General features: G+C 72.3%; 11 protein-coding genes. 5 read left to right on the top strand and 6 right to left on the bottom strand.

Annotated elements, in window-relative coordinates; translation table 11 throughout:
* The first annotated feature begins 53 nt into the window (after nucleotides 1–53).
* Nucleotides 54–1,616, top strand: coding sequence for an AMP-binding protein (locus ACLQ27_RS14040; RefSeq protein ID WP_357491458.1), 1,563 nt, complete (start codon nucleotides 54–56; stop codon nucleotides 1,614–1,616).
* Between the two features lie 10 nt (nucleotides 1,617–1,626).
* Here the strand turns inward: ACLQ27_RS14040 and purD are convergent, their stop codons facing one another.
* From purD to ACLQ27_RS14025, 3 genes are all read right to left on the bottom strand, one after another.
* Nucleotides 1,627–2,877 (bottom strand): phosphoribosylamine--glycine ligase, encoded by a 1,251-nt coding sequence (purD, locus tag ACLQ27_RS14035; RefSeq protein WP_357491460.1) that lies wholly within the window; start codon nucleotides 2,875–2,877, stop codon nucleotides 1,627–1,629.
* 9 nt (nucleotides 2,878–2,886) lie between these two features.
* A complete protein-coding gene (locus ACLQ27_RS14030) occupies nucleotides 2,887–3,909 on the bottom strand; it encodes a type IV toxin-antitoxin system AbiEi family antitoxin domain-containing protein (protein WP_425867063.1) in 1,023 nt (340 codons plus the stop codon).
* Nucleotides 3,910–4,106: 197 nt separating this feature from the next.
* Nucleotides 4,107–5,396, bottom strand: a complete 1,290-nt coding sequence (locus tag ACLQ27_RS14025; protein WP_234583138.1) for an adenylosuccinate synthase — start codon at nucleotides 5,394–5,396, stop codon at nucleotides 4,107–4,109.
* A 124-nt stretch (nucleotides 5,397–5,520) separates the two neighbouring features.
* Between ACLQ27_RS14025 and ACLQ27_RS14020 the strand changes: the two genes are divergently transcribed.
* Both ACLQ27_RS14020 and ACLQ27_RS14015 read left to right on the top strand, forming a co-directional pair.
* Nucleotides 5,521–6,591, top strand: coding sequence for a hypothetical protein (locus ACLQ27_RS14020; RefSeq protein ID WP_425867062.1), 1,071 nt, complete (start codon nucleotides 5,521–5,523; stop codon nucleotides 6,589–6,591).
* Between the two features lie 545 nt (nucleotides 6,592–7,136).
* A complete protein-coding gene (locus tag ACLQ27_RS14015) occupies nucleotides 7,137–9,023 on the top strand; it encodes a chromosome partitioning protein (RefSeq protein ID WP_425867332.1) in 1,887 nt (628 codons plus the stop codon).
* 46 nt (nucleotides 9,024–9,069) lie between these two features.
* Here ACLQ27_RS14015 and ACLQ27_RS14010 read toward each other — a convergent pair whose 3' ends face one another.
* Nucleotides 9,070–9,498: a DUF3151 domain-containing protein gene (locus tag ACLQ27_RS14010; protein WP_234583135.1), complete on the bottom strand. Its 429-nt coding sequence runs from the start codon at nucleotides 9,496–9,498 to the stop codon at nucleotides 9,070–9,072.
* A 247-nt stretch (nucleotides 9,499–9,745) separates the two neighbouring features.
* Here ACLQ27_RS14010 and ACLQ27_RS14005 point away from each other — a divergent pair, with 247 nt between their 5' ends.
* Nucleotides 9,746–10,939: an LOG family protein gene (locus ACLQ27_RS14005; protein ID WP_425867060.1), complete on the top strand. Its 1,194-nt coding sequence runs from the start codon at nucleotides 9,746–9,748 to the stop codon at nucleotides 10,937–10,939.
* 50 nt (nucleotides 10,940–10,989) lie between these two features.
* Here the strand turns inward: ACLQ27_RS14005 and fbaA are convergent, their stop codons facing one another.
* A complete protein-coding gene (fbaA, locus tag ACLQ27_RS14000) occupies nucleotides 10,990–12,015 on the bottom strand; it encodes a class II fructose-bisphosphate aldolase (protein WP_234583133.1) in 1,026 nt (341 codons plus the stop codon).
* Between the two features lie 136 nt (nucleotides 12,016–12,151).
* A complete protein-coding gene (locus ACLQ27_RS13995; protein WP_357491471.1) occupies nucleotides 12,152–12,535 on the bottom strand; it encodes a phage holin family protein in 384 nt (127 codons plus the stop codon).
* A 122-nt stretch (nucleotides 12,536–12,657) separates the two neighbouring features.
* On the opposite strand from ACLQ27_RS13995, the gene ACLQ27_RS13990 reads away from it, so the two are divergent.
* Nucleotides 12,658–12,870 carry a hypothetical protein gene (locus ACLQ27_RS13990; RefSeq protein WP_234583131.1) on the top strand — a complete coding sequence of 71 codons (213 nt, stop codon included), beginning with the start codon at nucleotides 12,658–12,660 and terminating at the stop codon, nucleotides 12,868–12,870.
* Nucleotides 12,871–12,872: the final 2 nt, after the last annotated feature.

Here is a 12,872-nt window from a genome sequence, read left to right as displayed (position 1 = left end):
GCCGGACGGGAGTCACCTGCCTGTCCGCGTACCACCCCAAGGAGGTCTGCGGCATGGACCTGCCGTTCGTCGTCGCCACGCTGACCCGTCGCGGGCTGCTCACGCCGGGCCGCCCGGTCCGGATCGCCTCGCAGCTCAACGCCTTGCGCACCTGGGGGTGGAGTCTCGCCGGCGAACTACGCCAGGCAGCCGCCCGAGACCCCGGCCGACCGGCGATCATCGACGAGGACGGCGTCGAGCTGACCTACCAGGCGCTCCTGCACCGGGCCGAACGGATGGCCCGGTCGATGCGGTCCGGGCTCGGCGTACAGGCCGGGGACCGGATCGGCGTGCTGTGCCGCAACCACCACGGCCTGATCGAGACCATCGTCGCGGCGACCCTGCTCGGCGTCGACGCGGTCCTGGTCAACACCGGGCTCTCCGCCGCCCAACTGTCCACCGTTGCCGAGGAGCAGCGGCTACGGCTGCTGGTGCACGACGACGAGTTCGCCGAACGGGTCCTCGGCCTCCCCGCCGAACTGCCCCGCCTCGACGAACGCGCCCGCGAGGAACTGGTGGCCGGAGCGCTCCCCGGCGAGCTGCGCCCGCCGGAGCGCGACGGCCGGATCATCGTGCTCACCTCGGGCACCACCGGCGCCCCCAAGGGCGCCCGCCGGCCCACACCCAGCGGTTTCGGGCCACTCGTGTCCATCATCGACCGCATCCCGCTGCACGCCAAAAACCGCGTGCTGATCGCCGCCCCAATCTTCCACACCTGGGGATTCGCCGCCCTGCAGGTGTGCTTCGCGTTGCGGGCCACCATCGTGCTGCACCGCCGCTTCGACCCGGCCGCCACGCTCGCCGCCCTGGTGGCACACCGCTGCGACGCCCTCTTCGCCGTACCCGTGATGCTCCAACGGCTGCTGGAAGTGCCCCCACCGGACCCGCGCCCCGCACTCAAGGTCGTCGCGGTCAGCGGATCGGCACTGCCCGGCGGGCTCGCCCCCAAGTTCATGGACGTGTACGGAGACGTCCTCTACAACCTCTACGGCTCCACCGAGGTCTCCTGGGCGTCCATCGCCGGTCCCCCGGACCTGCGCCAGGCACCCACCACTGCCGGCCGGCCACCGCACGGCACCCGCCTGGAAATCCTCGACGCCGACGGCCAGCCGATACCGAAAGGTCAGGTCGGCCGCATCTTCGTCGGCAACGAGATGCTCTTCGAGGGCTACACCTCCGGCGCCAGCCGGGAGAGCCGCGACGGCCTGCTCGACACCGGTGACCTCGGCCGGCTCAACGCCGACGGGTTGCTCTTCGTCGACGGCCGGGCCGACGACATGATCGTCTCCGGCGGCGAGAACGTCTTCCCGTCCGAGGTGGAGGACCTGCTCGCCCAGCTACCGCAGGTACGCGAGGCCGCCGTGATCGGCGTACCCGATCCCGAGTACGGCCAGCGACTGGCCGCGTTCCTCGCCCTGCACCCCGGCGAGACCCTCGACGCCGAGGCGGTCCGCGAGTACGTCCGGCGCTACCTGGCCCGCTTCTCCGTACCCCGCGACGTGGTCTTCGTGAAGTACCTGCCCCGCAACGCCACCGGCAAGGTGCTCGCCCGGGAACTACGCCGCTACTACGGCTGAGGCGCCAGCCTCAGCCCGGGATCGTGATCCGACCCTCGACCGCGGCGGTGGCGATGTCGGTGCGGTGCTGCGAGCCGGCCAACTCCACCCCGTCCACCAACGCGTACGCCGCATCCCGGGCACTCGCCAGGTCGGGGCCGGTGGCCGTACCGCAGAGGACCCGACCGCCGGCGGACAGCAACGCGCCGTCGCTCGCCCGGCGGGCGGTGCCCGCGTGGATGATGCCCGGCCGGTCCGCGCCGGTGATCACGTCGCCGGTGCGCGGCGCGGCCGGGTAGCCCTGCGCGGCGACCACCACGGTCACCGCCGCGCCGTCGCGCCAGCGCAGCGGCGGGTGCTCGGCAAGCGTGCCGGTGGCCGCCGCGTGCAACAGCCCACCCAGCGGGGTCTCCAGCAGGGCGAGCACGACCTGGGTCTCCGGGTCGCCGAAGCGCGCGTTGAACTCGATCACCCGAGGACCGGCGGCGGTCATCGCGAGGCCCACGTAGAGCAGGCCCGCGAATGGCGTGCCCCGACGGCGCAACTCCGCCAGGGTGGGGTGGACCACGTCGCGCATGACGTCGTCGACCAGACCGGGCGGGGCCCAGGGCAGCGGCGCGTACGCGCCCATGCCGCCGGTGTTCGGGCCGGTGTCGCCGTCGCCGATCCGCTTGAAGTCCTGTGCGGGCAGCAGCGGCAGCGCCGCCTCACCGTCGGTGACCACGAACAGGCTGACCTCCGGACCGTCGAGGAACTCCTCGATCACCACCCGGCCACACTCGGCGGCGTGCGCCAACGCGGCGGACCGGTCGTCGGTCACCACCACGCCCTTGCCGGCGGCCAGACCGTCGTCCTTCACCACGTACGGGGCGCCGAACTCGTCAAGCGCCCGCGCGGTGGTCTCCTCGTCCGTGCAGACGTACGCCCGGGCGGTCGGCACACCGGCGGCGGTCATCACGTCCTTGGCGAACGCCTTGGAGCCCTCCAACTGGGCGGCCTCGGCCGACGGGCCGAACACGGCGATGCCCTTGGCGCGTACCGCGTCGGCGACACCGGCGACCAGCGGCGCCTCCGGCCCGATCACCACCAGGTCAGCCGCGGTCTCCACGGCCAGCGCGGCGACAGCGGCCGGGTCGGTCGCGGTGACGGCCCGCAACTCGGCAACCGAGGCGATGCCCGGATTACCAGGCGCGGCAATCAGCGCCGAAACAGCCGGATCGCGTTCCAACCCGAGCGCGAGAGCATGCTCCCGCCCACCACCACCCACCAAGAGAACCCGCACGACGGCATCCTACTGGCCGCCCCACCCACCGCCGCGCATCGCGCCGGTGATCATGAAGTTATTGCCCGCTGTCGCGGCGTGTCGTGGCAACAACTTCATGATCAACAAACTCGGGCCGCGGCCATTGCCTGGCGGACCGTCCACGGGATGTAATCGGGGCGCAGGGTGTCCTGCCAGGTGAATCGGAGGACCGTCCAGCCGGCGTTCACCAGGCGGTTCTGGGCGTCGTCGGTCGACGAACACGGCTTCCGGCAGACCGTGCGGGCCTCGGCCATCGGCCTCGGCGATGATCCGGTGGCGACGCCACGCGAGATCACCGATGCCCAGCAGATAGCCGTCGTCGTCACGCACCTCAAGTTGCAGCGCATCGGGCGGCACTCTGCCGTCGACGCATCGGAGTCGGGCACGCGTCTCGAGTGGCGACTGCGCCCGCCCGTCCACCTCGCTGAGGAAGCCGCGTGCCGCGACCGCGCCACGCCGCCCGCGGATCAGGCGCGGGAAGGAGAGCAGATCTTCGGCGGTCACCAACCGACGGTTCAATGCCGAGTCCAGCACACTCACCGCCGAGAAACGATCAACCCGCAGGCTCACGTCGGCAAGGGTCCGGAGCGGTTCGGTCACGGTGAGCCCGTCCACCCGGACAAACTGCCCGGACGGAACGACCAGCTGATGAACCACCACCTCCGGATGAGCGATCCGGGCTGGCCTGGCGACCGGGCCAGGCACCGACAGGTGGATCACATCGGTGGCCTTCAGACCAGCCATCCCGTGCAGTTCGGCGGCTGTTGCGAGCACTGCGCCGGCCGACGGCCCAAAGGATTCCAACGCCGCCCTGATCCGCGCCCGTCGGGGCACCCCGTCATACAGGTCGGCGTCCACCAGGTAGCTGCCACGCGCCACGACGCGCCAACGGCCCGCGCGACAGAGCCGTTGCACTTCGTGGGTGGTGAAACCAGCGGCTCGCGCCTGCCTGAGCGTCACAATCCCGTCCCGCGCGGAGGCAACCCGCCGTACCGCGTCCAAGGCATCCACCCGGCCACCCTGACCCACCGGGGAACCCCAGACACACCCCTGTGGACAACCAGCGCTTCCCTGTGGATAACCAGGCGCCCCCGCCTGGGTTGATCATGAAGTTATTGCCACGACACGCCGGAACGGGTGGCAATAACTTCATGATCACCGGGGCGGGGCGGGGCGGGGGCCCGGGGGGGGCCCGGGGTGGGTTGGGGTTAGGGGAGGAGGGGGTGTTGGACTACGTTTTCTTCTCGGCCTGGGCCCACGCCGATGACGCTCACCCTCGTGTTGCAGAGTTCCTCTACGCGGGCGATGTAGCGGCGGGCGTTCTCCGGCAGCTCGTCGACGGTGCGGGCCTTGGTGATGTCCTCCCACCACCCGTCGAGCTCCTCGTACACCGGGGTGGCGTGGTGGAAGTCCGTCTGGCTCATCGGCATGTCGTCGACGCGCTTGCCGTTGATCTCGTAGCCGACGCAGATCGGCACCTTGGGCAGCCCGGTGAGCACGTCCAGCTTGGTGATGACCAGGTCGGTGACGCCGTTGAGGCGGCAGGCGTACCGGGCCACGACCGCGTCGAACCACCCGCACCGGCGCTCCCGGCCGGTGGTGGTGCCGTACTCCGCGCCGATCTTGCGCAGGTGCGCGCCGTTGGCGTCGAACAGCTCGGTCGGGAACGGCCCCGAGCCGACCCGGGTGGTGTACGCCTTGCTCACCGCGATCACCTGGTTGATCGCGGTCGGCGGGATGCCGGCGCCCACGCAGGCGCCGCCGGCCGTCGGGTTGGACGACGTCACGAAGGGGTACGTGCCGTGGTCCATGTCGAGCATGGTCGCCTGGGCGCCCTCCAGCAGCACCGTCTCGCCCCGGTCCAGCGCGTCCCAGAGCATGGCCCGGGTCTCGGCGATGTACGGCTTGAGCCGCTCCGCGTACTCCAGGTACTCCTCGACGGTGGCCTCGAGGTCGATCGCCTTGCGGTTGTAGACCTTGAACAGCATCTGGTTCTTCTCGCGCAGCGCGAGTTCCAGCTTCTTGCGCAGGATGCCCGGGTCGAGCAGGTCCTGGAGTCGAATGCCCATCCGGGCGACCTTGTCGCCGTACGCCGGGCCGATGCCCCGGCCGGTGGTGCCGATCCGGGACGAGCCGAGGTACCGCTCGACCACCCGGTCCAGTGCCCGGTGGTGCGGCATGATGAGGTGCGCGTCGCCGGAGATCCGCAGCCGGGACACGTCCACCCCGCGCTCGGCGAGACCGTCGATCTCGGCGAGCAGCACCTTCGGGTCGACGACCACGCCGTTGCCGATGACGATCATCGCGCTCGGCGAGAGCGCCCCGGAGGGCATCAGGTGCAGCGCGTACTTCTGGCCGTCCGGGGTGATGACCGTGTGCCCGGCGTTGTTGCCGCCGGAGTAGCGCACGACGTAGTCGACCCGCTCACCCAGCAGGTCGGTAACCTTGCCCTTGCCCTCGTCGCCCCACTGAGCGCCGATGAGCACGATCGCTGGCATCTTTTCCGCCTCCAGAAGGCTCGGGTGCCAGGTGGCGACCGGTTGGCGAGCCCGGGGTGTCAGGTTAACAAGTAGTGACGGCGCGACCGGCAGGGGTCGCGTCGAGAGGCAGGAGGCTCCTTCCGTGTACGACGTGGTGCTGCTCACTCTCTCCTCGGAGCGCGACGCTCCCGGGGGCTGTGGCAGCGGCGGGGCCTGCTGCGGCGGCGCGACCGGGACCGACACCGGCGTCAACGGGTCGGACGGGGCTGCCGATGGCACGGCGACCGACGCCGGCACCGACCCCGGCGGGACGTCGGGCGACGGCGACCGGTGCGCCACCGATCGACCCCGGGTGCCGGTGCTGGCCTGCGCCGATGCCCTGACCGCCCGGGGCGCCCGGGTGCAGACGGTCACCGCCCGCTCGGACGCGGAGATCGACGCGGTGTTGGCCCAGCTCGACGGTCCGGCCCGCCCGGACGGTCTCACCTGGCCGGATTCGGACGGCAAGACCCGGCTGGTCGTCGCCACGGCGAGCGACGGGCAGTTGCGCGCCGTGCTGCGCCGGCTCGTCCGGCGGTACGCCCCACCGCCGAGTCGCCGTCCGGCTGACCTGCGCAATGACCGGACCCTGCCCGACCTGCCGCCGGTCGCCGTACTCCCTCTCGACCCGGCGCGCGGCGGCACCCACCGGGACCTGGCCGCGCAGCTCGGGCTGCCCCGCGACCCGGTGGCCGTGGCGGCCGCCGTGTTGGACGGCACGCCACGCCGGCTGGATCTGCTGCGCAACGACGGCGGCTCGGTGACCCTGGACGGCGCTCTGCTCGGCGCTGCCGATGATGCGGGTCGCCCGTTGCACTGGCGGGCCCGGGTGGAGGTGGACGACGCCATCCTCACCGACGGCGACGAACCGCTGCTGGCCTGCGCGATCGGCAACGCCGGCGGGTACGCGTCGCTCGACGACGTGACGCTGCTGGCCGCGCCGGACCCGGCCGACGGCCAGGTCGAGGTCGCGGTGGCCGTCCCGGTGGTCGTCCGCTCGGCGTTGGGACGCAAGCGGGTACGCCTGGAGGTGCGGCGGGCCCGGGGACGGGCCGTGTCGGTGCTGCCCCGGGAGGGAAAGGTGCCCTACCTCGACGATGGCGTCGAGGGTGAGCTGACCCGCAAGCGCTCGTGGTGGATCGAACCGGGTGCCTGGGCGGTCTGGGTGGTCTGACCCCGACTGCGTCGACCGGCCCCGGTCGTCCGGTGGGCCTATCCTCGCAGGAGGACTGGGGAGGAACCGTAATGGACAAGAACGCCGACCGGGCGCAGGTGCCCGGCCAGCAGCCGGTGCCGGAGCGGGACATCGAACCACTCTGGCCACCGGATCCGGCCGAGCAGGGCGCGGGTGACGTGGTGCCGCCGTGGGCGGCGGTCGCCGAGCAGCGGGGCGGCCCACCGCCGTCCGCGCCGTCGTCGGCCGTCTCGCCACCGGTGGCCGCGCCGCCGACCGGCCGTCCGCCGGTCCCCGGGCAGCCGGGGGCGGCGGCTCTGCCGCCGCCGTCTCCGTCGGATTACCCGTCCCTGACCGGGGCGGTGCCGCCGCCGAGCGGCTGGGGAGCCACCGGCCCGAACGGCGCGCGTACGGGCTGGGCACCGGCGCAGCCGAGCTGGCCACCCGCCGACGCGCCGGCAACTCCACCCGCGCCGACCGCTTCACCCGCGCCGGCCACTCCGCCCGTGCCTCCCGTTCCGTCGACAGCACCGGTACCGCCGGGGGTGGGTGCCCTCGTCGGGCCGGGTAGGGACACGTTCCCGCCGACCTCCGGCACTCCAGCCACCGGCACGCGCCCGGGAGCCACCCCAACCGAGGCGACGGCCACCCCAACCGGAGCCGCAGGCACCCCAGCGGCAGCCGCAGACACCGCGACCGGAGCGGTAGACACTGCGACCGGAGCTGCAGGCACCGCAGCCGGAGCGGCGTCCGCCGACGAGCCTGTCCCCGGTCCGGTCAACGATCCGCCCGCCGCGTCGGGCGGCGTGGACCTGGACCTGCCGTTCTCCCTGGACCGCCCGGCGGCAACAGCCACGCCCGCCGACCGACCGACCCCGGCAGGCCCGCCCATCTCAGGGCCGGTGACGACAGACCCCGGCACAGCAGGCCCAAGCACCGCAGGCCCAAGCACCGCAGGGCCGGCCACCACCGACCCGACCACCGCAGGCTCGACAGCGGCGGGGCCGGCAGCGCAGTCTGGCGGACCGACCGGCACCGGGGAGGAGGGCCCAGCCGTCGGGGCGGCACGGCCGGCGGCCGAGTCGCCCTGGGCGTACCCGCCGCAGCGTCCGGCCAGCCCACCCCCGTCGACCGAGGACCAGGCGACCGTCGCGCCGCCGCCGATTCCCGCGCCGCCCGTTCCACCTCCACCACCGCCGCCCGCCGTCGACCAGGGCACCGGAGCGGGGCAGACGTACGCCGGCCAGACGTACGCCGGTCAGACGTACTCGGCGGCGATTCCCGGCCAGGCCGGCCCGGCGCCGGTCGAGCCCCCGCAGCAGGGCGCGGTGCCGACCCCGCCGCCGGGGCCGTTCCCGCCGTCGCCGGGCTGGTATCCGCCGCCCTGGCAGCAGGCCGCGGCTGCGGTTCCACCGGCGCCGCCTCAGCAGTACCAGGAGACCGACCCGGTGGCGCGGGTGCCGGCCACCGGCTACCCGGACGCCACCTGGACTCCGGAGACCACTGCCGCGCCGACGGCCGAGGACTTCGCGCGCCGCCGGCAGGTACGGCCCGCCGACCCGGTGGCCACCATGGGCGTACGTGCGGTGGTCAACAAGATCGGTCTGGTCCGGCTCTCGCCGGGGCGGCACGAGCAGGAGCTCAAGCGGGACATCGAGATGGTGCGCCGCAACTTCGGTGGGCTGCGGCAGGTGACAGTGGTGAACCCGAAGGGCGGCGCCGGCAAGACGGTGGCCATCCTGCTGCTGGCGATGACGTTCGGGCAGAAGCGTGGCGGCTACGTGCTGGCCTGGGACAACAACGAGACCCAGGGCACGCTCGGCATGCGCGCCCAGCAGGACTTCCACTCCCGCACCGTGCGGGACATGCTGCGCGACCTCGGGCAGTTCCAGGGCGCGCACGGGCGGGTCGGTGACCTGTCGCAGTACGTGCGCTCGCAGGGTGAGGGGATGTTCGACGTCCTGGCCTCGGACGAGTCGGCTACCGGTGGCGAGATGCTGACCGCGGCCGCGTTCGCCGAGATCCGCGAGGTGGTCAGCCGGTTCTACAAGCTGATCTTCGTGGACACCGGGAACAACGTGCGGGCGCAGAACTGGCAGGCGTCGATGGACGCCACCGACCAACTCGTGGTCACCATGTCGGCCCGTAACGACTCGGCGGAGACGGCCGCCCGGATGCTCGACCACCTGGAGCAGAGCGGCCGGCAGCGGCTGGTCCGGCAGGCGGTGACCGTGGTGTCGATGCCGCCGTCGCGCAAGGAGATCGACCTTCCGGCCATCCAGGAGCACTTCGCGGCGCGGACCAGGGCGGTGCTGCTGGCGCCGTACGAGCGGCTCATCGACAGCGGCGAGCCGATCCGGTACGGCGGGCTCTCCTCGGCCACCCGGGACGCCTGGTTGAAGATCGCCGCCGCTGTCGCCGAGGGGTTGTAGCCCGTCGAAGGCCGGCCCGGCTCCGGGCCGGCCTTCGACGGCGGTGTCAGTTGCTGGCCAGCGCGTCCGCCGCGGCCGGGTCGCAGTCGCGCAGGAACTGGGCGCAGCGGGCCGCCTCGTCGGCCTCGCCGATCTCGTCGGCGGCCCGGGAGAGCACGTACAGGCAGCGGAGGAAGCCCCGGTTGGGCTCGTGCGACCACGGCACGGGCCCGTGGCCCTTCCAGCCGTTGCGGCGGAGCTGGTCGAGGCCACGGTGGTAGCCGGTGCGGGCGTACGCGTACCCCGTCACCACCGCGCCGGCCGCGAACGCCCGGGCCGCGAGCGCACCCCAGGCCGCGCTGAAGGTCGGGAAGCGGGCCGCCACCGCGGCGAACGCCTCGTCGGTGCCGGCCTCCTGGGCGGCGGCCAGGGCGGCGTCGGCCTCGTCGTTCGCGGGCAGGAGGGTGGCCGGTGGCTCCGGCAAAAGGTTCTGCATCGCCCCATTCAACCCGCTGGACAGGGCGACACGCGAGCGGGTCGGCCGACGCGTTCCGCTGAACGGCTGAGGAGTTCATCACGCCTGCGGCCTATGCCGCGGCCAGGTGTTTTCCATTACAACTAATGGTCCGGAGCCTCCCCAGGAACCGGTTACGCAGGAGCCCGGTGGCCACGACCACCGGGCTCCTGTCGCGTCCACCCCGCCCGGGGTTTGGCGGGCCTCGTCCAAGGGGCAGGATGGCCGGGTGCCGACCCCACCTCCCACCGATGTCATCGAGCCCCACCTGCACGCCGACGAGATCCAGACCCGGGACGAGTTCGACCGGCAGCTGGTCACCGGCCGCCTGACCGGGCTGACCGTGCAGGGCCTGCGCCTCGACCTCGCCCCGGTGCCCGACCTGACCGGCGTCGAGGTCACCGGCACGCTCTTCGTCGGCTGCCGGTTCGCCTCCCGGGAGGTCGGCGCCGACCTGGTCCGGCGCGGCGCGAACGTGGTGCCGCCGTTCTCCGGGCTGCCGTACCCGACCCAGCCGTCGCACCTCTACACGCCGGACGACCTCGCCGACGGGTTCGCCGAGGGCGGGTTCACCGGGATGTACGACACCCGGGTGTACGAGCACTACCGGGCGCACGGCGGGGCGCTGCCGGACGTGAAGGAGGCGCTCGGTCAGCGGCTGCACGACCATGGCGTGGACAACGCGCTCGCCGACGCCACCCGCGCCTGGCTGGGCGGGTACGGGCCGCAGTCGGTGGTCGGCATCATGGGCGGTCACGCCGTGCGGCGCGGCAGTGCGGCGTACCGGATGGCGGCCGTGCTGGGGTGGGAGCTGGCGCGGGCCGACCGGCTGGTGGTGACCGGCGGCGGTCCCGGGGTGATGGAGGCGGCGAACCTCGGCGCGTACCTGGCGGACCACGCGGCGGCGGACCTGACCGCGGCGATCGACCTGCTGGCCACCGCGCCCGATTTCACCGACCACCACCGGTACACGGCCGCGGCGTTGACGGTCCGGCAGCGGTACGCGGGCGTGCCCCGCCAGCGCGCCGGGGACGCCGGGTGGGCGCGGGCCGGCGGGCTGGCCATCCCGACCTGGCTGTACGGGCACGAGCCGGCGAACCTGTTCGCGGGGCGGATCGCCAAGTACTTCTCGAACGCGATCCGGGAGGACACCATCCTGCGGCTCGCCCGGGGCGGCATCGTCTTCGCGCCGGGTCGGGCGGGCACGGTGCAGGAGGTGTTCCAGGCGGCCACCAAGACCTACTACGGCACCGATGGGGCCAGCGGCGCGTACATCTTCCTGGACCGTGACTACTGGACGCGGGAGTTGCCGGTGGAAGCGCTGCTGCGTCCGCTGCTGGCCGCCTCGCCGTTCGGCGACCTGTCGTCGACGATCCACCTCACCGACGACGTCCACGAGGCCGTCCGCCTGTTGACCACCTGACGACGACGGCCGGCTCCCCGAGGGGAGAGCCGGCCGTCGGGCGTACGTCGTTACTTGGACATCGTGGTGCCGGTGGAGCGCAGGTGCTCGCACGCCTCGACGACCCGGGCGGCCAGGCCGGCCTCGGCGGCCTTGCCCCAGGTACGAGGGTCGTACTGCTTCTTGTTGCCGACCTCGCCGTCGATCTTCAGCACGCCGTCGTAGTTGCGGAGCATGTGGTCCGCGACGGGCCGGGTGAAGGCGTACTGCGTGTCGGTGTCGATGTTCATCTTCACCACGCCGTAGTCGAGAGCCTCGCGGATCTCGCTCAGCAGGGAGCCCGAGCCGCCGTGGAAGACCAGGCTGAGCGGCTTGTCCTTGCCGTACTTGGCGCCGACCGCCTCCTGGATCTGGTTGAGGATCTCGGGGCGGAGCTTGACGTTGCCCGGCTTGTAGACGCCGTGCACGTTGCCGAAGGTCAGCGCCGCCATGTAGCGGCCCTTCTCGCCCAGGCCGAGCGCCTCGACCATGGCCAGGCCGTCCTCGACCGTGGTGTAGAGCTTGTCGTTGATGGCGTTCTCGACGCCGTCCTCCTCGCCACCGACGACGCCAACCTCGATCTCGAGGACGATCTTGCCCTTGGCGGCCTCGTCGAGGAGTTGGGAGGCGATCTGCAGGTTCTCGGCGACCGGCACGGCCGACCCGTCCCACATGTGCGACTGGTACAGCGGCTGCTCGCCGCGCTTCACCCGCTCCTGCGAGATGCCCATCAGCGGCCGGACGAACTTGTCCAGCTTGTCCTTCGGGCAGTGGTCGGTGTGCAGCGCGATGTTGACCGGGTACTTCTTGGCCACCTCGTGCGCGTACGCGGCGAACGCCACCGCGCCGGTGACCATGTCCTTGATCGAGGGACCGGACAGGTACTCGGCACCACCGGTGGAGACCTGGATGATGCCGTCGCTCTCCGCGTCGGCGAAGCCCTTGAGCGCCGCGTTCAGCGTCTGGGAGGAGGTCACGTTGATCGCGGGGTACGCGTACCGGCCAGCCTTGGCGCGGTCCAGCATCTCCGCGTAGGCCTCGGGGGAAGCGATGGGCATGTGATGCGCTCCTTACTTACCACTCTCGGCCGTGCTGGCCGCTGTTGTTCACTTGTGCGCCGGACCGCGCTGTCCTCCGCCCGGCAGTATCCCGCAGGTGTGGTGGGCAGGACCAACCGAGGGGGGTGTCAGCCGCTCACCGGGTGTCCAGACGGTCCGGCACGATGACGGTGATCAGCCAGGTGACCACTGTCATCACGATGGCTCCCCAGAACGCCGGCCAGAAGCCGTCCACCTGGAACGGCAGGTCGAGCCCGCGGGCGATCCGGTCGGTGAGCAGGAAGAGCAGCGCGTTGACGACAAGCGCGAACAGGCCCAGCGTCAGCAGGTAGAACACGCAGCCGACCACCCGGATGATCGGCTTGAGCACCGCGTTGATCACGCCGAAGATGAGCGCCACCACGATCAGCGTGAGCACGGTGTTGCCACCCGAACGGCCGTGCACGTCGACGCCGGGCACGATCAGGGTGGTCACCCACAACGCGACAGCGGTGATCGCCAGTCGGATGAGGAAGCCCACGGCACCATCCTGGCATCGGCGCGCGCCGTCATGGGTTGATTCCGCCGACTCGGCTTCCGCGCGCCGCGTCGACGCAGCCCGTACGGTGGTGGGAATCGTGCCCCGAGAACCCGGGAGGGACCATGGGTCAGCCCGATGAGGACTTCACCCCCGGCGACCACCTCGCCGCCGACGAACGCGACCCCGAGGCGGAGCCGGCCGACGCGGTCGAGCAGGCCACCGTGGTCGACCCGGCCCACGTCGACGTCGAGCCGCAGCGCGGCATGGAGGTCGACGACTGGGACGCCATGGAGCAGGCCCGGGTGGTCACCGGGGACGAGGACGACTACCGCTGACC

This window comes from Micromonospora sp. DT63 (assembly GCF_049841615.1).
Lineage (GTDB): Bacteria > Actinomycetota > Actinomycetes > Mycobacteriales > Micromonosporaceae > Micromonospora.
Note: the sequence above shows the minus strand (reverse complement) of the source record. Positions and strands in the feature narration are given on the sequence as shown.

Excerpts from the sequence above, each read along its gene's own strand:
- ACLQ27_RS14040 (WP_357491458.1), top strand. The coding sequence starts at position 54 with ATGGACCTGCCGTTCGTCGTCGCCACGCTGACCCGTCGCGGGCTGCTC.
- ACLQ27_RS14025 (WP_234583138.1), bottom strand. The coding sequence starts at position 5,396 with ATGCCAGCGATCGTGCTCATCGGCGCTCAGTGGGGCGACGAGGGCAAG.
- ACLQ27_RS14010 (WP_234583135.1), bottom strand. The coding sequence starts at position 9,498 with ATGCAGAACCTTTTGCCGGAGCCACCGGCCACCCTCCTGCCCGCGAAC.
- fbaA (WP_234583133.1), bottom strand. The coding sequence starts at position 12,015 with ATGCCCATCGCTTCCCCCGAGGCCTACGCGGAGATGCTGGACCGCGCC.
- ACLQ27_RS13990 (WP_234583131.1), top strand. The coding sequence starts at position 12,658 with ATGGGTCAGCCCGATGAGGACTTCACCCCCGGCGACCACCTCGCCGCC.